Origin of the sequence: Pseudomonas algeriensis, from assembly GCF_048847255.1 — a bacterium.
Lineage (GTDB): Bacteria > Pseudomonadota > Gammaproteobacteria > Pseudomonadales > Pseudomonadaceae > Aquipseudomonas.
Genome location: NZ_JBKKRK010000005.1, coordinates 83,358 through 101,885, shown reverse-complemented (window position 1 = coordinate 101,885; position 18,528 = coordinate 83,358). Strand labels below are relative to the sequence as shown.

General features: G+C 60.1%; 20 protein-coding genes and 1 tRNA gene. 16 read left to right on the top strand and 5 right to left on the bottom strand.

Annotation, left to right across the window (positions count from 1 at the left end; all coding sequences use genetic code 11):
* Positions 1-37 precede the first annotated feature (37 nt).
* The 15 genes from aspS to ACLK1G_RS09755 all read left to right on the top strand — a co-directional run bounded on the left by aspS (position 38) and on the right by ACLK1G_RS09755 (position 12,312).
* A complete protein-coding gene (aspS, locus tag ACLK1G_RS09825; RefSeq protein WP_420765257.1) occupies positions 38-1,813 on the top strand; it encodes an aspartate--tRNA ligase in 1,776 nt (591 codons plus the stop codon).
* Between the two features lie 122 nt (positions 1,814-1,935).
* The gene (locus tag ACLK1G_RS09820) at positions 1,936-2,682 is read left to right on the top strand and encodes a YebC/PmpR family DNA-binding transcriptional regulator (protein ID WP_420765256.1); all 747 of its coding nucleotides are present in this window, start codon (positions 1,936-1,938) and stop codon (positions 2,680-2,682) included.
* A 151-nt stretch (positions 2,683-2,833) separates the two neighbouring features.
* The gene (ruvC, locus tag ACLK1G_RS09815) at positions 2,834-3,358 is read left to right on the top strand and encodes a crossover junction endodeoxyribonuclease RuvC (protein WP_024776477.1); all 525 of its coding nucleotides are present in this window, start codon (positions 2,834-2,836) and stop codon (positions 3,356-3,358) included.
* A 112-nt stretch (positions 3,359-3,470) separates the two neighbouring features.
* Positions 3,471-4,079: a Holliday junction branch migration protein RuvA gene (gene ruvA / locus ACLK1G_RS09810; RefSeq protein WP_039591695.1), complete on the top strand. Its 609-nt coding sequence runs from the start codon at positions 3,471-3,473 to the stop codon at positions 4,077-4,079.
* Positions 4,080-5,141: a Holliday junction branch migration DNA helicase RuvB gene (gene ruvB, locus ACLK1G_RS09805; RefSeq protein WP_175363048.1), complete on the top strand. Its 1,062-nt coding sequence runs from the start codon at positions 4,080-4,082 to the stop codon at positions 5,139-5,141. It begins immediately after the preceding gene.
* A gap of 128 nt (positions 5,142-5,269) precedes the next feature.
* Positions 5,270-5,737, top strand: a complete 468-nt coding sequence (gene ybgC / locus ACLK1G_RS09800; protein WP_420765255.1) for a tol-pal system-associated acyl-CoA thioesterase — start codon at positions 5,270-5,272, stop codon at positions 5,735-5,737.
* Positions 5,727-6,422, top strand: coding sequence for a protein TolQ (gene tolQ, locus ACLK1G_RS09795; protein WP_030140798.1), 696 nt, complete (start codon positions 5,727-5,729; stop codon positions 6,420-6,422). Before ybgC ends, tolQ begins: the two co-directional genes overlap by 11 nt.
* Before the next feature lie 23 nt (positions 6,423-6,445).
* Positions 6,446-6,898: a protein TolR gene (gene tolR, locus ACLK1G_RS09790; RefSeq protein ID WP_162254906.1), complete on the top strand. Its 453-nt coding sequence runs from the start codon at positions 6,446-6,448 to the stop codon at positions 6,896-6,898.
* Positions 6,898-7,977, top strand: coding sequence for a cell envelope integrity protein TolA (tolA, locus tag ACLK1G_RS09785; protein ID WP_045156747.1), 1,080 nt, complete (start codon positions 6,898-6,900; stop codon positions 7,975-7,977). Before tolR ends, tolA begins: the two co-directional genes overlap by 1 nt.
* Positions 7,974-9,275, top strand: coding sequence for a Tol-Pal system beta propeller repeat protein TolB (gene tolB, locus ACLK1G_RS09780; protein ID WP_039591701.1), 1,302 nt, complete (start codon positions 7,974-7,976; stop codon positions 9,273-9,275). The genes tolA and tolB overlap by 4 nt, the downstream gene beginning before the upstream one ends.
* A gap of 52 nt (positions 9,276-9,327) precedes the next feature.
* The gene (pal, locus tag ACLK1G_RS09775; protein WP_042121796.1) at positions 9,328-9,825 is read left to right on the top strand and encodes a peptidoglycan-associated lipoprotein Pal; all 498 of its coding nucleotides are present in this window, start codon (positions 9,328-9,330) and stop codon (positions 9,823-9,825) included.
* A 6-nt stretch (positions 9,826-9,831) separates the two neighbouring features.
* Positions 9,832-10,665 (top strand): tol-pal system protein YbgF, encoded by an 834-nt coding sequence (gene ybgF / locus ACLK1G_RS09770; protein WP_420765254.1) that lies wholly within the window; start codon positions 9,832-9,834, stop codon positions 10,663-10,665.
* A gap of 166 nt (positions 10,666-10,831) precedes the next feature.
* A complete protein-coding gene (gene queE / locus ACLK1G_RS09765) occupies positions 10,832-11,479 on the top strand; it encodes a 7-carboxy-7-deazaguanine synthase QueE (protein ID WP_420765253.1) in 648 nt (215 codons plus the stop codon).
* Position 11,480: 1 nt separating this feature from the next.
* Positions 11,481-12,173, top strand: coding sequence for a 7-cyano-7-deazaguanine synthase QueC (queC, locus tag ACLK1G_RS09760; protein WP_420765252.1), 693 nt, complete (start codon positions 11,481-11,483; stop codon positions 12,171-12,173).
* Between the two features lie 63 nt (positions 12,174-12,236).
* Positions 12,237-12,312 (top strand) — tRNA-Lys (locus tag ACLK1G_RS09755).
* A gap of 91 nt (positions 12,313-12,403) precedes the next feature.
* Here the strand turns inward: ACLK1G_RS09755 and ACLK1G_RS09750 are convergent.
* Together ACLK1G_RS09750 and ACLK1G_RS09745 are read right to left on the bottom strand one after the other, a co-directional pair.
* Positions 12,404-13,339, bottom strand: a complete 936-nt coding sequence (locus ACLK1G_RS09750; RefSeq protein ID WP_420765251.1) for a LysR family transcriptional regulator — start codon at positions 13,337-13,339, stop codon at positions 12,404-12,406.
* A 117-nt stretch (positions 13,340-13,456) separates the two neighbouring features.
* The gene (locus ACLK1G_RS09745) at positions 13,457-14,644 is read right to left on the bottom strand and encodes a cyanate transporter (protein ID WP_420765250.1); all 1,188 of its coding nucleotides are present in this window, start codon (positions 14,642-14,644) and stop codon (positions 13,457-13,459) included.
* Positions 14,645-14,950: 306 nt separating this feature from the next.
* On the opposite strand from ACLK1G_RS09745, the gene nadA reads away from it, so the two are divergent.
* The gene (gene nadA, locus ACLK1G_RS09740) at positions 14,951-16,009 is read left to right on the top strand and encodes a quinolinate synthase NadA (protein ID WP_420765249.1); all 1,059 of its coding nucleotides are present in this window, start codon (positions 14,951-14,953) and stop codon (positions 16,007-16,009) included.
* 187 nt (positions 16,010-16,196) lie between these two features.
* Here nadA and ACLK1G_RS09735 read toward each other — a convergent pair whose 3' ends face one another.
* The 3 genes from ACLK1G_RS09735 to gcvT form a co-directional block, all read right to left on the bottom strand.
* Positions 16,197-16,685 carry an RDD family protein gene (locus ACLK1G_RS09735; RefSeq protein ID WP_420765248.1) on the bottom strand — a complete coding sequence of 163 codons (489 nt, stop codon included), beginning with the start codon at positions 16,683-16,685 and terminating at the stop codon, positions 16,197-16,199.
* Between the two features lie 93 nt (positions 16,686-16,778).
* The gene (locus ACLK1G_RS09730; RefSeq protein WP_002552288.1) at positions 16,779-16,991 is read right to left on the bottom strand and encodes a cold-shock protein; all 213 of its coding nucleotides are present in this window, start codon (positions 16,989-16,991) and stop codon (positions 16,779-16,781) included.
* A 393-nt stretch (positions 16,992-17,384) separates the two neighbouring features.
* Complete coding sequence (gene gcvT, locus ACLK1G_RS09725; protein ID WP_420765247.1) at positions 17,385-18,509, bottom strand: glycine cleavage system aminomethyltransferase GcvT; 1,125 nt, start codon at positions 18,507-18,509, stop codon at positions 17,385-17,387.
* Positions 18,510-18,528: the final 19 nt, after the last annotated feature.

Below are 18,528 nucleotides of genomic sequence, written 5' to 3'. Positions count from 1 at the left end.
AACCGAATTTCGAATTACGAGAAGTGAAACCACTACCATGATGCGCAGCCATTATTGCGGCCAACTGAACGAAAGCCTGGAAGGTCAGGAAGTTACTCTTTGCGGATGGGTCCATCGTCGCCGTGACCATGGCGGGGTGATTTTCCTCGATATCCGTGATCGTGAAGGCCTGGCCCAGGTAGTGTTCGATCCTGACCGCGCCGAAACCTTCGCCACCGCCGACCGCGTGCGCAGCGAATACGTCGTCAAGATCACCGGCAAGGTGCGCCTGCGCCCGGCTGGCGCTGGCAACGCCAACATGGCGTCCGGCATGATCGAAGTGCTGGGCTACGAGCTGGAAGTGCTCAACGAGGCGGAAACCCCGCCGTTCCCGCTCAACGAATATTCCGACGTAGGCGAGGAAACCCGCCTGCGCTATCGTTTCATCGACCTGCGTCGTCCGGAAATGGCCGAGAAGCTGCGTCTGCGTTCGCGCATGACCACCAGCATCCGTCGTTACCTGGACGAGAACGGCTTCCTCGACGTCGAGACGCCGATCCTGACCCGCGCCACGCCGGAAGGCGCCCGCGATTACCTGGTGCCGAGCCGTACCCACCCCGGCAGCTTCTTCGCCTTGCCGCAATCGCCACAGCTGTTCAAGCAACTGCTGATGGTGGCCGGGTTCGATCGCTACTACCAGATCGCCAAGTGCTTCCGCGACGAAGACCTGCGTGCCGACCGTCAGCCTGAGTTCACCCAGATCGACATCGAGACCAGCTTCCTCGATGAAAAAGACATCATGGGCCTGACCGAAGGCATGATCCGCAACCTGTTCAAGGAAGTGCTGGACCTGGAATTCGGCGATTTCCCGCACATGACCTTCGAGGAAGCCATGCGCCGCTACGGTTCCGACAAGCCAGACCTGCGTATTCCGCTGGAGCTGGTGGATGTGGCCGATCAGCTTAAGGAAGTGGAGTTCAAGGTATTCAGCGGCCCGGCCAACGATCCGAAATGCCGTATCGCTGCCCTGCGCGTTCCCGGTGGCGCGAGCATGCCGCGCAAGCAGATCGACGACTACACCAAGTTCGTCGGCATCTACGGTGCCAAGGGCCTGGCCTACATCAAGGTCAACGAGCGCGCGGCGGGTGTCGATGGCCTGCAATCGCCGATCGTGAAAAACATCCCGCAGGACAACCTCAACGTGATCCTCGATCGCGTGGGCGCGGTCGATGGCGACATCGTGTTCTTCGGCGCCGACAAGGCCAAGATCGTCAGCGAAGCCTTGGGCGCATTGCGCATCAAGCTGGGTCACGACCTGAAGCTGCTGACCTGCGAGTGGGCTCCGCTGTGGGTCGTTGATTTCCCGATGTTCGAAGAAAACGACGACGGCAGCTTCTCCGCGCTGCACCACCCGTTCACCGCGCCGAAGTGCTCGCCACAAGAGCTGGAGGCCAACCCGGCCACCGCCCTGTCGCGTGCCTACGACATGGTCCTTAACGGCACCGAGCTGGGTGGCGGTTCGATCCGTATCCACCGCAAGGAAATGCAGCAGGCCGTGTTCCGCCTGTTGGGTATCGATGAAGCGGAACAGGAAGAGAAGTTCGGCTTCCTGCTGGACGCCTTGAAGTACGGCGCGCCGCCCCATGGTGGCCTGGCCTTCGGTCTGGATCGCCTGGTGATGCTGATGACCGGCGCCCAGTCGATCCGCGAAGTCATCGCGTTCCCGAAAACCCAGAGCGCGGCGGATGTCATGACCCAGGCGCCTGGCGTCGTGGATGCCAAGGCATTGCGCGAGTTGCACATTCGTCTGCGTGAACAGCCAAAGGCTGAGTAAGGCTGGCTCTTGAGAGGGCGCATCTTCGGATGCGCCTTTTCATTGGGGTCGATATTTTTGCTTGTCGGCTACCGCGCATGCGCGGGGGCGGGCAATGTTCCAGAGAAAAACCGGAGCGAGTTATGGCAGGTCATTCCAAGTGGGCGAACATCAAGCACCGCAAAGAACGTCAGGATGCCAAGAGAGGCAAGATCTTCACCAAGTGGATCCGTGAACTGACAGTCGCGGCCCGCCAGGGTGGCGGCGATCCGAGCTCCAACCCGCGCTTGCGCCTGGCATTGGACAAGGCCTTGGGCGCGAACATGAGTCGCGACATCATCGACCGAGCGATCGCCCGTGGCGCCGGTGCGACCGAGGCCGACAATGTCGAGGAGCTGACTTATGAAGGCTACGGCCCGGGCGGCGTGGCGGTGATGGTCGAATGCATGACTGACAACCGCAACCGCACCGCCGCGGCCGTGCGCCACGCATTCAGCAAATGCGGCGGCAACCTGGGCACTGACGGTTCGGTGGCTTATCTGTTCGAGCGCAAGGGGCAGATCAGCTTCGCGCCGGGTATTGATGAGGATGCCCTGACCGAAGCGGCCCTGGAGGCCGATGCCGATGATGTGGTCGGTCACGAGGACGGTTCGTTCGACGTGTTCACGTCGTTCGCCAGCTTCTATGCCGTGCGCAACGCCCTTGAGGCGGCCGGTTTCAAGCCTGCCGACGCGGAAATCGTGATGCAACCGACCACCAGCGCCGAACTCGACCTGGAAGGCGCCGAGAAAGTGCTCAAGCTGATCGACATGCTGGAAGACCTGGATGACGTGCAGAACGTTTATTCCAACGCTGATATTCCTGAGTCGGTGGCTGAACAACTCGGCTGATAGGTTCGTTGTAACTGCACGATCGTCAATGTGGGAGCGAGCTTGCTCGCGATAGCGGTAGATCACCCAACGCTATGTTTGCTGACCCGACGCCATCGCGAGCAAGCTCGCTCCCACAGGCCCAGGTAACCCCCTTCAAACCGCAGGCGTTATGACTTTAATCCTTGGTATCGACCCTGGTTCGCGCATCACCGGCTATGGCGTGGTTCGCGACACCGGTCGCGGCTGCGTGTACGTCGCCTCTGGTTGCATCCGCACTGGCGCGGGCGAGCTGCACGAGCGCTTGCAGATTGTTTATCGCGGCGTGCGCGAAGTCATCCAGACCTACGGTCCGGTGACGATGGGCATCGAAAAGGTTTTCATGGCCCGCAATGCCGACTCCGCCCTGAAGTTGGGGCAGGCCCGGGGGGCGGCCATTGTGGCGGGCGCCGAGGAAAGCCTGGAGATTGCCGAATACACGGCGACCCAGGTCAAGCAGGCGGTCGTCGGCACTGGCGCGGCGAACAAGGAGCAGGTGCAGATGATGGTGATGCACTTGTTGAAACTGGTCAGCAAGCCGCAGATAGACGCCTCTGACGCCCTGGCCATCGCCATTTGCCATGCCCACACCCGTTCCAGCCTGTTGCCCCATGGCCTGGGAACCGCACGCAGTCGTGGCGGGCGCCTGCGTCTCTGATAGCATCAACGCTTCATTCATGAGCCCGAGCGAATTGCGCCTGTGTCGTCGGCCTTCTGCTCGTGTTGTTATTCGCCAGCCAGTGGCTGGCCAACGCCCAAGGATCTGAAACGTGATTGGACGCTTGCGCGGCACCCTGGCTGAAAAACAGCCGCCGCACCTGATTCTGGATGTAAACGGCCTGGGCTATGAGCTCGAGGTGCCGATGACCACGCTGTATCGCTTGCCGTCGGTCGGTGAGCCGCTGACGCTGCACACTCATCTGGTCGTGCGCGAGGATGCGCAGTTACTCTATGGCTTCGTCGGCAAGCGCGAGCGCGATTTCTTCCGCGAGTTGATCCGTCTCAATGGTGTTGGCCCGAAACTGGCCCTGGCCTTGATGTCGAGCCTGGAAGTCGACGAGCTTATTCGTTGCGTGCAGTCCCAGGACACCTCGGCCTTGACCAAGGTGCCGGGGGTCGGCAAGAAAACCGCCGAGCGCCTGTTGGTGGAGCTCAAGGACCGCTTCAAGGCCTGGGAGGCGGTGCCGGCAATGTTCGCGCTCGTTCCGAACCAGCCGGATGCGCCCGCACCGGCAGCCAGTGCTGAAAACGATGCGGTCACCGCGCTGATATCCCTGGGCTACAAGCCTCAAGAAGCCAGCAAGGCGATTTCCGCGATCAAGGAAAAAGGCTTGAGTACCGAAGACATGATTCGCCGCGCCCTGAAGGGAATGATTTAAGTGATTGAAGCCGATCGTCTGATTGCCGCCACGGGCGCGCCCCGAGACCGCGAGGAAGTCCAGGACCGCGCGATTCGCCCCGTCAGCCTGGCCGACTATATCGGCCAACCGACCGTGCGCGAGCAGATGGAGCTGTTCATCCAGGCAGCCCGTGGGCGCAGCGAATCGCTGGACCACACCCTGATCTTCGGCCCGCCGGGCCTGGGCAAGACCACCCTGGCCAATATCATTGCCCAGGAGATGGGCGTGTCGATCAAGAGCACGTCCGGGCCGGTGCTCGAGCGGCCAGGCGACCTTGCGGCGCTGCTGACCAATCTGGAACCCCATGACGTGCTGTTCATCGACGAAATCCACCGGCTGTCGCCGATCGTCGAGGAAGTGCTGTACCCGGCCATGGAAGATTTTCAGCTCGACATCATGATCGGCGAGGGGCCTGCGGCGCGCTCCATCAAGCTCGACTTGCCACCTTTTACCCTGGTGGGCGCCACCACCCGCGCCGGCATGCTGACCAATCCGTTGCGGGACCGTTTCGGCATCGTCCAGCGCCTGGAGTTCTACAGCAACGCCGACCTGGCAACGATTGTCAGCCGCTCGGCCGGCATCCTCGGGTTACCGCTGGACCCGGACGGTGCTTACGAAGTCGCCCGGCGCGCCCGGGGTACACCGCGTATCGCCAACCGCCTGCTGCGTCGGGTCCGGGACTTTGCCGAAGTCCGGGCCAAGGGCCACATCACCAAGCCGATCGCGGACCTGGCCTTGAACCTGCTGGACATCGACGAGCGCGGTTTCGATCACCAGGACCGGCGCCTGCTGTTGACCATGATCGAGAAATTCGACGGTGGCCCAGTGGGCGTGGACAGCCTGGCGGCCGCCATCAGCGAAGAGCGTCACACCATTGAAGACGTGCTGGAACCCTACCTGATTCAACAGGGCTATATCATGCGCACCCCACGCGGGCGCGTGGTGACGCGTCATGCTTATCTGCACTTCGGCTTAAACATCCCGACACGAATGGGGGAGATGCCGGTGGTAGACGAGTTCCTCGATGCGGTAGACGATTGAGCGCGCGCTGTACGACGACTTTTTTTCAGTTCGTGCTGTCCCAGACCACGCCTGGAGCGTCAATGCGTTCGAGAATGAAAAAACAGTTGCCTGGCCGGATTGGCAACCTGAGGAGTAAGCACTAGAGTATGCGCGCGCAAAACGGGCTGGAGTCGTTCGCACATCGCTGTCGCGTTTATTACGAGGACACCGATGCCGGCGGCATCGTTTACTACGTCAATTACCTCAAGTTTATGGAACGGGCTCGAACCGAACGGCTGCGGGAACTGGGTTTCGCCCAATCCGCGCTGGCAGGGGAGGACCTGTTATTCGTCGTGCATTCCAGCGAAGCGCGCTACCACGCGCCGGCGCGACTGGACGACGAGCTTGTGGTGACTGCCGATGTCATCGAAGTGAACCGCGTCAGCCTGCGCTTCAAGCAGCAGGTCAGGCGCGCTGCGGATAATGTGCTGCTCTGCGAAGGGCAGTTTTTGGTGGCCTGTGTGCGCACCCATAGTTTGAAACCCCGGGCCATTCCCGAAGCTCTACGCGCGGCCTTTGCCGGCGTGAGCGGCGCGGGTACACACTCAGAGCAGGAGATAAAGCGTGGAAGCTAACGTCGTCGACCATTCCTCCATGTGGAGCCTGGTCAGCAATGCCAGCGTCGTGGTGCAACTGGTAATGCTGACCCTGGTAGCCGCATCGGTGACCTCATGGATCATGATTTTTCAGCGCAGCAACATGCTGCGCGCCGGTCGCCGTGCCTTGGAGAGCTTCGAAGAGCGCTTCTGGTCCGGTATCGACCTGTCCAAGCTGTACCGCCAGGCCGGCAGCAACCCGGACCCGGATTCGGGCGTCGAGCAGATCTTCCGCGCCGGCTTCAAGGAGTTCTCCCGTCTGCGCCAGCAACCGGGCGTCGACCCTGAAGCGGTGATGGAAGGCGTGGCCCGTGCGATGCGCGTGGCCATCTCCCGCGAAGAAGAAAAGCTCGAACAAGGTTTGCCGTTCCTGGCGACCGTCGGTTCGGTCAGCCCGTACATCGGCCTGTTCGGTACCGTCTGGGGGATCATGAACTCCTTCCGTGGCCTGGCATCCGCCCAGCAAGCGACCCTGGCCACCGTGGCCCCGGGCATCGCCGAGGCACTGATCGCCACCGCCATCGGCCTGTTCGCGGCGATCCCGGCCGTTATCGCCTACAACCGTTTCGCTGCCCGCAGCGAAACGCTGACCAGCCGCTACTACACCTTCGCCGATGAATTCCAGGCGATCCTGCACCGCAAAGTGCACACCAGCGAAGAATAAGCAGGTATTTCCCGATGGCTTTAATCGCTCGAGCCCGAAACAAGCGCAAGCCGGTTGCCGAGATGAACGTAGTGCCCTACATCGACGTGATGCTGGTGCTGCTGGTCATCTTCATGGTGACCGCGCCCATGCTCAATCAGGGCGTGAAGGTCGATCTGCCCAAGGTTTCCAGCGAAGCCTTGCCGCAGGACAACAACACCCAGGTACTGACCATTTCGATCAAGGCTGACAAGACCTACTACTGGAATCTTGGCAGTGAAGTGGACACCGAAAAGCAGCAGGACCGGGCCATGACCTTGCCGCAGATGACCGACGCGGTGACCAAGATCATCAATGCCGGCAACAGCAATGGCAAGCGTACGCAGGTGTTCATTCGTGGCGACAAGACCGTCGACTACGGCGCCGTGATGGGCGCCATGGGCGGCCTGCAAAAAGCCGGGGTCGGTAATGTTGGCTTGATCACCGAGGCCCCCTGATGCAGCAACAGCGAGAGCCGTCCGCCTCGGAAAGCTACTTCTGGCCCAGTGTTCTGGCAATCGGCCTGCATGTGCTGGTGTTCGGCATGCTGTTTGTCAGCTTTGCCATGACCCCGGAGCTGCCGCCGGCCAAGCCGATCGTGCAGGCGACCCTGTACCAGCTCAAGTCAAAAAGCCAGGCCACCACGCAGACCAACCAGAAGCTTGCCGGCGAGGCGAAGAAATCCGCTGCGCGCCAGACCGAAGTCGAGCAGATGGAGCAGAAAAAGGTCGAGCAGGAAGCCGTAAGGGCAGCGGAACAAAAGAAAGAGGAAGCTGCTCAAAAGGCCGAAGAAGCGAAAAAGGCCGATGAGGCAAAAAAAGCGGACGAAGCTAAAAAGGCAGACGAAGCCAAGAAAGCCGATGACGCGAAGAAAGCCGCCGAGGCCAAGAAGGCAGAAGAGAAACAATTGGCTGATATAGCCAAGAAGAAAGCCGAAGAAGAAGCCAAGAAAGCCGCTGAAGAAGAGGCCAAGAAAGCGGCCGCTGAAGAAGCGAAGAAAAAGATTGTCGAGGACGCGAAGAAAAAAGCGGCCGAGGACGCCAAGAAGAAAGCTGAAGCTGAAGAGGCGAAGAAGAAAGTCGCCGAAGACGCGAAGAAGAAAGCCGCCGCCGACGCCGCCAAGAAAAAGGCCCAGGACGCAGCGCGTAAATCCGCCGAAGAGAAAAAGGCCCAGGCCCTGGCAGATTTGCTTTCCGACACGCCGGAACGCGAGCAGGCATTGGCCGACGAGCAGGGCGATGAAGTCGCCGGTAGCTTCGACGATCTGATTCGCGCCCGGGCGGCGGAAGGCTGGGCTCGTCCACCTTCGGCGCGCAAAGGCATGACAGTTGTATTGCAAATCGGCATGTTGCCCGACGGTACGGTTACCTCGGTCAGCGTAGCCAAGTCCAGTGGCGATGGTCCGTTCGACGCTTCGGCGGTCGCGGCGGTCAAGAACATTGGGCGGTTGACGGAAATGCAAGGAATGAAGCCGAGCGATTTTGCTCCGTATCGTTCGTTCAAGATGACATTCACACCTGAGGATCTAGCCTTGTGAGAAACCTTCTTCGATCAATGCTCGTCGTTATCTGCTGCTTGGCAGGGATAGCGGTAGCAGAGGAAAAGAACATCCTGGTCACCAGCGGCAGCGACCGGGCGACGCCGATCGCCGTCGTTCCGTTCGGTTGGCAGGGCGGCAGTGTCTTGCCGGATGACATGGCTGAGATCATCGGCAACGACCTGCGTAACTCCGGTTACTACGCGCCGATTCCGAAGCAGAACATGATCAGCCTGCCGACCCAGGCCAGCGAAGTCATCTACCGTGACTGGAAGGCGCTGGGCGCCCAGTACATCATGGTCGGCAGCATCGTTCCGGCGGGCGGTCGCCTGCAGGTGCAGTACGCCTTGTTCAACGTCGCCACCGAGCAGCAAGTGCTGACCGGCAGCGTATCGGGCAGTGTCGACCAACTGCGCGACATGGCCCACTACATCTCCGACCAGTCGTTCGAAAAACTCACCGGCATCAAGGGCGCGTTCTCTACCCGCATGCTTTACGTGACGGCCGAGCGCTTCTCCGAGAACAACACCCGCTACACCCTGCAACGCTCCGACTATGACGGCGCGCGCGCGGTGACCTTGCTGCAATCGCGCGAGCCGATCCTGTCGCCGCGTTTTGCCCCCGATGGCAAGCGCATCGCCTACGTATCGTTCGAGCAGAAGCGTCCGCGTATCTTCGTGCAACACATCGACACCGGTCGCCGTGAGCAGATCACCAACTTCGAAGGCCTGAACGGCGCGCCAGCCTGGTCGCCGGACGGTTCGCGCCTGGCATTCGTACTGTCCAAGGATGGCAACCCGGACGTCTACGTGATGAACCTGGCTTCGCGCTCGATCTCGCGCGTGACCAATGGCCCTGGCATCAACACCGAACCGTTCTGGGGCAAGGATGGTTCGACCATCTACTTCACCTCCGACCGCGGTGGCAAGCCACAGATCTACAAGACCAGCGCCGGTGGCGGTGGTGCCGAGCGAGTGACTTTCGTCGGCAACTACAACGCCAACCCTAAATTGTCGGCGGACGAAAAGACTCTGGTGATGATCCATCGCCAGGACGGTTTCACCAATTTCAAGGTGGCGGCCCAGGATTTGCAGCGCGGTAGCGTAAAAATCCTAACTGATAGCACTCTGGACGAGTCACCTACTGTTGCGCCCAACGGCACCATGGTAATCTACGCCACCCGCCAGCAGGGCCGGGGAGTCTTGATGCTCGTGTCCATTAATGGACGCGTGAGGCTCCCGCTTCCTACCGCTCAAGGCGAAGTCAGAGAACCGTCCTGGTCCCCTTACCTGAACTGACGCGGCGCAATACGTTTTACTTAACACACTGGGGTTCATTAGGAGTTTCACGATGGAAATGCTGAAGTTTGGTAAATTTGCTGCGCTGGCTCTGGCCATGGCTGTAGCTGTAGGTTGCTCGTCCAAAGGCGGCGACAACGCCGGTGAAGGCGCTGTTGATCCAAACGCTGGTTACGGCGCTAACACTGGTGCAGTTGACGGCTCCCTGAGCGAAGAAGCTGCTCTGCGCGCAATCACCACCTTCTACTTCGAATACGACAGCTCGGACCTGAAGCCAGAAGCCATGCGCGCTCTGGACGTTCACGCCAAAGACCTGAAAGGTAACGGCGCTCGCGTTGTTCTGGAAGGCAACACCGACGAACGTGGTACTCGTGAGTACAACATGGCACTGGGCGAGCGTCGTGCGAAAGCCGTTCAACGCTACCTGGTTCTGCAAGGTGTTTCCCCAGCTCAGCTGGAACTGGTTTCCTACGGCGAAGAGCGTCCAGTTGCTACCGGCAACGACGAGCAGTCCTGGGCTCAAAACCGTCGCGTCGAACTGCGTAAGTAATTCGTCATGCGAACGTGCCGTCGTGCTGTAACTGTCCTGGCTCTCAGCCTCGCGCCGCTTGCGGCGTGGGCTGCGGTTCCTGTGGTCGATAACGACTCCGGCTATAACAATAGCGGGAGCAGCTATCCGCCTGCGGGTTACGGTACGAACGGCGCCTATGCCGGGGGAGGGGTTTCGGCCCCTGTCTCGGCACAGGGCGAGCTGTTCAACCAACTGCAGCAAATGCAGGATCAACTGTCACGCCAACAAGGCGCGATTGAAGTTCTGCAAAATGAAGTGTCGCGCATGAAGCAGGAAAGCCTGGAGCGATACCAGGATCTTGATCGGCGCATAGGAACCGGCGTTGCACCTGCCGCGACTCCTGAGAATTCTCCAGCCGGTGGCGACTTGAACGCCCCCGGTGCAGCCGCAGGCGCTGGGGCTAGCGCTCCAGCAGCACCTGCAGCCGGTGGCGAACCGGCGGATCCGGCGAAGGAAAAGCTCTATTACGATGCTGCCTTCGACCTGATCAAGGCCAAGGATTTCGACAAGGCCAGCCAGGCCTTTACCGCTTTCCTGCGCAAATACCCCAACAGTCAATATTCGGGTAACGCCCAATACTGGCTGGGCGAAGTGAACCTGGCCAAGGGCGACCTGCAAGGCGCCGGCCAGGCGTTCGCCAAGGTTTCGCAGCTGTATCCCAAGCACGCCAAGGTGCCGGATTCGCTGTACAAGCTCGCTGACGTAGAACGCCGCCTCGGTCACACCGACAAGGTCAAGGGCATTCTGCAGCAGGTGGTGGCCCAGTATCCGGGGACTTCCGCCGCCCAGTTGGCCCAGCGTGATCTGCAACGCATGTAAGGCTGTTTGACCTGCTTTGAAGAAACCCGCGCCTGTCGCGGGTTTTTTCGTTAGAATTCACGCCCTTTTTATGAAACACGCTTCCTGGGATCTACGCGTTGGCGGGGTTCCTCGAAGTGCCTGACGGAGGCGGACAGCCTGTTTAGCTGTTACGCCCGTGGCGACTATGCAAGACACATTGAGAATTACCGAAGTTTTTTACTCTTTGCAGGGTGAAACGCGAACGGCCGGGCTGCCCACTGTTTTTGTGCGCCTCACTGGCTGCCCGTTGCGTTGCCAGTACTGCGACAGCGCCTATGCCTTCAGCGGCGGCACAATGCGAACCCTCGACGATCTTCTTGAACAAGTGGCCGGCTTCCGTCCGCGCTATGTTTGCGTCACTGGGGGCGAGCCATTGGCGCAGCCCAATGCCATCCCTTTGCTCAAGCAGTTGTGCGACGCTGGCTATGAGGTCTCGCTGGAAACGAGCGGTGCGCTGGATATCTCGGCGGTCGATCCCCGCGTCAGTCGCGTCGTGGACCTCAAGACGCCTGGTTCCAAGGAAGCCCATCGCAACCGCTACGAGAACATTGAACTGTTGACCCGCAACGACCAGGTCAAGTTTGTCATCTGCTCCCGGGAAGACTATGACTGGGCGGTGTCCAAGCTGATCCAGCATGGACTCGACCAGCGAGCCGGCGAGGTGTTGTTTTCGCCAAGTCATCACGACCTCAATGCGCGGGATCTGGCGGATTGGGTGGTGGCGGATAATTTGCCGGTGCGCCTGCAATTGCAGTTGCATAAATATCTTTGGAACGACGAGCCGGGGCGCTGACATGACTGAACACTCAACCACTGCTGAAAAACGCGCGGTCATCCTGCTGTCGGGCGGCCTGGACTCGGCAACCGTCGTGGCCATGGCTCGTGCCGAAGGTTATCGCTGCTACACCATGAGTTTCGATTACGGCCAGCGCCACCGTGCAGAATTGCAGGCCGCTGAACGGGTCGCCCGGGATCTGGGCGTGGTCGAGCATAAAGTCATCGGCCTGAACCTCAACGGCATTGGCGGTTCGGCCCTGACCGACAGCGCCATCGACGTTCCCGAAGCGCCGAGCGAAGGTATCCCGGTGACGTACGTGCCGGCGCGCAACACCGTGTTTCTGTCCCTCGCGCTGGGCTGGGCCGAGGTGCTGGAGGCGCGGGATATTTTCATCGGCGTCAATGCGGTGGACTATTCCGGTTATCCGGATTGTCGACCGGAGTTCGTCGAGGCGTTCGAGCGCATGGCCAACCTGGCGACGAAGGCCGGTGTAGAGGGGCAGGGTTTCCGCATCCTGGCGCCGCTGCAAAACCTCAGCAAGGCCGAAATCGTCAAGGCGGGCGTGAGCCTTGGCGTCGACTATGGGCTTACCGTTTCGTGCTATCAGGCCGACGATCAAGGGCGCGCTTGCGGCAAGTGCGACAGCTGCCGGCTGCGTGCCGAAGGCTTCGCTGCGGCGGGTGTGAGCGATCCAACACCTTATTTTTGATTTTTTTGAAATTAGGTGTTGAATAGTCCTTAAAAATCAGTATTATACGCGCCACCACACAGAGGGTCGTTAGCTCAGTTGGTAGAGCAGTTGGCTTTTAACCAATTGGTCGTAGGTTCGAATCCCACACGACCCACCATTTTCTGTAGTTTTAAAAGTCTGGAAGGCCCACGAAAGTGAGGATTTCCGGATTTTTTTTTGCCCGCGAAAAAGTCGGATCGATGCCGTGGTCAGCGCTGGCCGACCTCGGCGCAAACGTCCATGACCTGCTGGCGCAGCCAGGTGTTCCGGTTGTCCTGGCTCGCTTTTTCGCTCCACATCATCTCAAGCGTAAAGCCCGGCAGCCCTGGTGGCGGCTGGCGCTCGCCGAATCGTTGGTCGTCGCAAAGCAATGCCTGGATGCGTTTGGGCAGGGTCAGGATATAGTCGGTTCCAGTGACCAGGGCCAAGGCTGTCACGTAGCTGTTGGCGCGCGCGACGATCTGTCGCCTGGAGCCCTGGCGAGCGAGCCAGCCATCGATCATGTTGGTGTCGGATGTCCAAGGGGTCGGAAATACATGCTGCCGCGCGACAAATGCGTCGAGGCTGAACGCTTGCCCAGGGCCCGGGAAATGTTTATCCACCACGCACACCAGCTCATCCGTCAGCAATACCCGTGATTGCAGACCCTTGGCATCGCCATGGAAATGCGGGCCGAAACCCACTGCAAGATCGAAGCGATCGTCCCTCAGCGCGTCGACCGGAATATCGCGTTGGAACTTCGTGGTGTTGATCACCACCGGAACACGGTTGCCGATGAAGCGCTTGACCAGCTTCGGAAGGATCAGGAGTTCGAAGTATTCCGGCGCGCAGAGATTGAATGTGATCTCTTCCTGATGTGGATCGAATGGCTGGATGCCGGAGTGGCATTGGTTGATCGTGTTGAGCACCCCCAGCACCTGGCCATACATGACGATGGCCTTCTGAGTGGGGCTCATGCCTGCGCGTGTCACGGTGAACAGTTCGTCTTCGAAGCTGGTGCGCAGTTTTTTCAGGCAATAGCTGACGGTCGACTGGCTGACACACAGGGCTTCGGAAACCTGGGTGACGTTGCGCTGTTCGAACACGGCGACGAACACCATCAGGTCTTGCATATCCAGCTTTCGAAGCAGGTTACTAATGAGCATCAGCTAGTCTCGGCGCCATCCTTGCGTAACATCCTGTTCCCACGAAGGCCTCCTTTATACAGGAGCCTTGGCCGTTTATCTTTCGGCAGGGTAGATGTTTTGCTAGGACAGCGACGACTAGCCAATATGCCGCGCGTATTGCCTGGGGTTGAAGCGCAACACCATCAGGATCATCAGCCCCATCACCACCGCAAGCGACCACCACGCCCATTCGAAACTGCCCGATTGGTCACGGATCACTCCGGCAATCAATGGCGACAGGCCGGCGATCAGGTAACCGATGCCTTGCACGAATGCCGTCAACGCGCCGGCCCGGCGCGGGTCGTCCAGGTGGTCGAGGGAGACGATCAGGCTCATCGGGAACAGACCGCCGATACCGAGCCCCAGCAAGCATGGCCATAGCAGGCTGAAGCGATCCGGGCTGAGGATCAAGCCGCAGAAGCCAGCCATGATCAATGTCAGCAGTACCGTCAGTATCGGGCGTTTGTCTTGGCTGCGGTTGGCGATTGCCGGGGTGACCAGGCCGGACAACACTTCCATCGCTGTGAGGAACCCCAAGACCAGGCCGGCCTGCTGTTCGCTCCAGCCTTTTTCCAGGTAATACGGCGCCAGCCAGGCCAGTACGCACGTATAGGACGCGGTGCCCAGGCCGAAGAACAGGGCCAGCAGCCAAGCCCGGCGGTTGGCAAAGAACGAGCCCTGTTGTCGTCCCGGTGCTCTGGGTAATGGCATGACGACCGAGCGTTGAGCGTGCCAGCAGCCCAGCGCGACCAGCACCAGCAATGCCCAGATCGCCAGGCCGATGCGCCAGCTGCCCGTCTGCGCCAGGACGAACGGGGAAAATGACGCCGCGATGGCCGCGCCACCCATGATCGACGTGACGTACAGCCCCATGAACAACGAGACGTTATCGCCAAGCCGCGACTTGATCAGGACTGGCAGCACCGCCTGGATCAGGGCGATGCCGATGCCGGCCAAAACGGCGCTGATGATCAACGCTTCGGCGCTATCCAGGTACAGGCGCGAGACCGTGGCAAGGCCGATGACTACCAGCGACAGGACAATGGTGCGGTGTTCGCCAATGCGCAGGGCGACTCGCAGGCCCAGGAACATTGCCAAGCCCATGGCCATGACCGGCAACATCGTCAGCAACGATGCCATGCTGAACGTCAGGGGCACTTCGCCCCGAATGGCGGATAGCAAAGGCCCGACCGCCGCCATTGAAGGGCGCAGATTCAGCGCCACGCATACGATGCTGGTCATCAGCCAGAATACGCGGGTATTTGAGGCTTGAACGTTTTCCATGGCAAGGCCTTGGCGGGGAAGAAAGCGCCATTTAGGCCCGGCCGCGTTGGGCTCGGCAAACTGAAAACTGGCTGGGGGAATTGAATAATTAAATACGTCACGCTCAGAACCACAGGCGCAGGCGCAAAGTCGTCTGCCGGGGCACAGGTCAGAATGATCTTTTGCAACGGCGGGATATTCTGTAGCCTTGCCGGCTTCACGCTGTCCCGTGCCCGATGACACTCACTTTCCCGGCGGTACTCGAGTGGTCCGGAGCCGGGTGTATACTCGACTTTCGCGCTAAACGCGCCTATAGGTCTTGCGAATATGACGCAGATTTCCGAACGCCTTCTGGTCCAGGCTCACCTCGATGCCAAGCAGCCCAAGCCGCTGTCCGCCGAGCAAGAGGCCTGGTACCGCGCCGCCATTGCCGCCGAGCTCAAGGCTCAGGACGCGGTGCTGGTTGCGCATTTCTACTGTGACCCGGTCATTCAGGCCCTGGCCGAGGAGACTGGGGGCTGTGTCTCCGACTCCCTGGAAATGGCCCGCTTTGGCAACGCCCATCCGGCCAAGACCGTGGTGGTGGCCGGGGTCAAGTTCATGGGCGAGACCGCCAAGATCCTCAACCCCGAAAAACGCGTGCTGATGCCGACTCTGGAAGCCACTTGCTCCCTCGATCTGGGTTGCCCGGTGGATGAATTCTCGGCGTTCTGCGACCAGCATCCGGAGCGCACCGTGGTGGTGTATGCCAACACTTCGGCGGCCGTGAAGGCCCGTGCGGACTGGGTGGTGACGTCCAGCTGTGCCCTGGAAATCGTCGAGAGCCTGATGGACAACGGCGAGACGATCATCTGGGGTCCGGACAAGCACTTGGGCACTTACATCCAGCGCAAGACCGGCGCCGACATGTTGCTCTGGGACGGCGCCTGCATCGTCCACGAAGAGTTCAAGTCCAAGCAGTTGGAAGATATGAAGGCGCTGTACCCGGACGCCGCCATCCTGGTGCACCCGGAGTCACCGACGTCGGTGATCGAACTGGCGGATGCCGTGGGTTCCACCAGCCAGTTGATTGCCGCCGCCCAGAGCTTGCCGAACAAGACGCTGATCGTCGCCACCGACCGCGGCATTTTCTACAAAATGCAGCAGCTGTGCCCGGACAAGGTCTTCATCGAGGCCCCTACCGCCGGCAACGGCGCGGCATGCCGCAGCTGCGCGCACTGCCCATGGATGGCGATGAACACGCTGGAGCGCACGCTTCAGGCGCTCAAGGAAGGCAGCAATGAAATATTCGTCGACCCGGCATTGATCCCCCAGGCGATTCGCCCGCTCAAGCGCATGCTGGACTTCACCCAGGCGGCGCGAATGAAGTTGGCGGGTAATGCCTGACGCTGAAGAAATCTTCAGGCCTGGGGGGCTTTCTGTGGCGAGGGGATTTATCCCCGCTGGGCTGCGCAGCAGCCCTAAAACCTGACACCACGGAGTGTCGGGATGACCAAATGGGGCCGCTTCGCGCCCCAGCGGGGATAAATCCCCTCGCCACAAGTGCATTTCAGTCTGTCTTGTTCGATGACCTTTATTTGGTCTTCTTGGGAATCCGCACCAACTGGGTATCCGAATAGATGTCATGCCAGCTGCGCTGACGCTTGTCGAACAGCGCCCAGATGAATCCGGCGCCCACCAGCAGCAATGACGCAATCGACACCACGAATCGCAACAACGCCTGCCACAAGCTAATGGCCGTGCCATCGGCGTTCTGTACGCGAATGCACCAGACCTGCATGCCCAGGGTCTGGCCGTTGTGGGTCCAGAACTTGGCGAAGAAGCCGAACAGCACGAACAGCAACACCGTGGACAGCAGCGGATCGCCATCCAGCGCGCCGGCGTCGGTAAGGGCACGCATCTTTTCTTCGCCGATGATCATCATCTGGATCATCTTGTACACGCCACCGGTGACGATCAGCAGCGCCGTGCACAGCAAAAAATCATAGAACATCGCGGCCAGGCGACGGCCCAGGCCGGCGGGAGGGAAGTCACCCTGTGGGGTGAGCAGGTGTTTGGACATGACGGCCTCGAACCAAAAAGAAGCCATTTTACGGATTTACGCGCATAAAAAAGCCCCTGAGATCAATCAGGGGCTTTTTAGTTTGCGAAAGCCTTAGGCTTCGGCTTGAACCTCGTCAGCCTGCATGCCTTTCTGGCCTTGCACGGCAACGAAAGTGACTTTCTGGCCTTCTTTCAGGCTCTTGAAGCCGTTGCCCTGGATGGCGCGGAAGTGTACGAACAGATCCGGACCGCTTTCAGGGGTGATGAAACCAAAACCTTTTTCGTCGTTGAACCACTTGACGGTACCGCTCTGACGATCAGCCATTTTCTTATTTCCTTGACGCTAAATTAATGACAGCCTCTTTCCAGACGAAAGAGTACTGGGGCTGGGTTGCAGGAAAGTAAGATGACGTCGAACGGGTTGTAGCTAACTTCTTAGGCTACTGCCCAGGTCACGATCCAAGCGACCCATGCAAACACAGTGACGAAACTCTACGCCAACTTCCAAGGAAAAAACAACCCCCCTGAAGGCCCCGGATTTGCTCAGCTTGCTGGCGTTTTAGATGTTTTGAGGGAGGGGGCTTATTCAAAAGGCTAGTCCGATAGTTCCGTAGCGTTATAAGCCCGGTTGAATATCACTACATGCACCTTTTTATGGCGGTTGCGTTACACATTAGTGCACGTATAACGAAACCGCGTTACTTATAGAAACAACCAATCAACCACGGTAGTAGCGCTGCGGAACGAATGGCATTTTGCTTACAAGCAAAGGCACTTTTTTCCCACGCACAATGGCCCAGACCGGCGTGTCCAAGGCGACGTAGGCGCTGTCCAGGTAACCCATCGCCAACGGACCGCCCAAGGTCGGCCCGAACCCGCCGCTGCAAACCGTGCCGATGATCTCGCCGGCTTCGTTGACGATCTCCGCGCCTTCACGCACCGGTGTGCGTTCTTGGGGCAGCAGGCCGACACGTTTGCGCTTCACGCCTTGCTGTTGTTGGGCAAAAACAGTTTCCGCTCCGGGGAAGCCCCCGGCGCGTGCGCCATCGGCGCGGCGGACCTTGGAAATCGCCCACAGCAGGCTGGCTTCAATGGGTGTGGTCTCGGTGTTCATATCGTGGCCGTAGAGGCACAGGCCCGCTTCCAGGCGCAGGGAATCACGGGCGCCAAGGCCGATGGCGGCGACTTCCGGTTCGGCCAGCAGGGCGCGGGCGAGTTTCTCCGCATCGGCGGCTGGCACGGAAATCTCGAAACCGTCTTCACCGGTGTAGCCCGAACGGCTGACAAAGCAATCCACGCCCAGCAGAGTGACGCGCTGGAATTGCATGAAGGTCATCTTCGCCACTTCCGGCGCCAGACGCGCGAGCACGGTCACGGCCGCTGGGCCTTGCAGCGCGAGCAGGGCGCGGGCTTCGAACAGCGGCTCGATGCTGCACTGACCGCCGATGTTCGCTTGCAGGTGGGCCAGGTCCTGATCCTTGCACGCCGCGTTGACCACCAAAAACAGCTCATCATTGCCCAGGTTGGCGACCATCAAATCGTCGAGGATGCCGCCGTTGTCGTTGGTGAACATGGCGTAGCGCTGCATGCCCACGGGCAAGTCGATGATGTCCACCGGCACCAGCGTCTCCAGTGCCTTGGCCGCACCCGCGCCGGTCAGGCGGATCTGGCCCATGTGGGACACATCGAACAGCCCGGCCTGATCCCGGGTGTGCTGGTGTTCTTTCATCACGCCCAAGGGGTATTGCACCGGCATGTCGTAGCCGGCGAATGGCACCATGCGGGCGCCGAGTTCGAGGTGCAGCGCGTGCAGCGGGGTTTTCAACAGTTGTTCGGTGGACATATCAGCTCCTGGAAAATGA

Coding starts and splice junctions, on each gene's coding strand:
- nadA (WP_420765249.1), top strand. CDS start 14,951: ATGACGCAGATTTCCGAACGCCTTCTGGTCCAGGCTCACCTCGATGCC.
- ybgC (WP_420765255.1), top strand. CDS start 5,270: ATGCGCGCGCAAAACGGGCTGGAGTCGTTCGCACATCGCTGTCGCGTT.
- aspS (WP_420765257.1), top strand. CDS start 38: ATGATGCGCAGCCATTATTGCGGCCAACTGAACGAAAGCCTGGAAGGT.
- gcvT (WP_420765247.1), bottom strand. CDS start 18,509: ATGTCCACCGAACAACTGTTGAAAACCCCGCTGCACGCGCTGCACCTC.
- ACLK1G_RS09730 (WP_002552288.1), bottom strand. CDS start 16,991: ATGGCTGATCGTCAGAGCGGTACCGTCAAGTGGTTCAACGACGAAAAA.
- pal (WP_042121796.1), top strand. CDS start 9,328: ATGGAAATGCTGAAGTTTGGTAAATTTGCTGCGCTGGCTCTGGCCATG.
- ACLK1G_RS09820 (WP_420765256.1), top strand. CDS start 1,936: ATGGCAGGTCATTCCAAGTGGGCGAACATCAAGCACCGCAAAGAACGT.
- tolA (WP_045156747.1), top strand. CDS start 6,898: ATGCAGCAACAGCGAGAGCCGTCCGCCTCGGAAAGCTACTTCTGGCCC.
- queC (WP_420765252.1), top strand. CDS start 11,481: ATGACTGAACACTCAACCACTGCTGAAAAACGCGCGGTCATCCTGCTG.
- ACLK1G_RS09745 (WP_420765250.1), bottom strand. CDS start 14,644: ATGGAAAACGTTCAAGCCTCAAATACCCGCGTATTCTGGCTGATGACC.
- queE (WP_420765253.1), top strand. CDS start 10,832: ATGCAAGACACATTGAGAATTACCGAAGTTTTTTACTCTTTGCAGGGT.
- ACLK1G_RS09750 (WP_420765251.1), bottom strand. CDS start 13,339: ATGCTCATTAGTAACCTGCTTCGAAAGCTGGATATGCAAGACCTGATG.
- ACLK1G_RS09735 (WP_420765248.1), bottom strand. CDS start 16,685: ATGTCCAAACACCTGCTCACCCCACAGGGTGACTTCCCTCCCGCCGGC.
- ruvC (WP_024776477.1), top strand. CDS start 2,834: ATGACTTTAATCCTTGGTATCGACCCTGGTTCGCGCATCACCGGCTAT.
- ybgF (WP_420765254.1), top strand. CDS start 9,832: ATGCGAACGTGCCGTCGTGCTGTAACTGTCCTGGCTCTCAGCCTCGCG.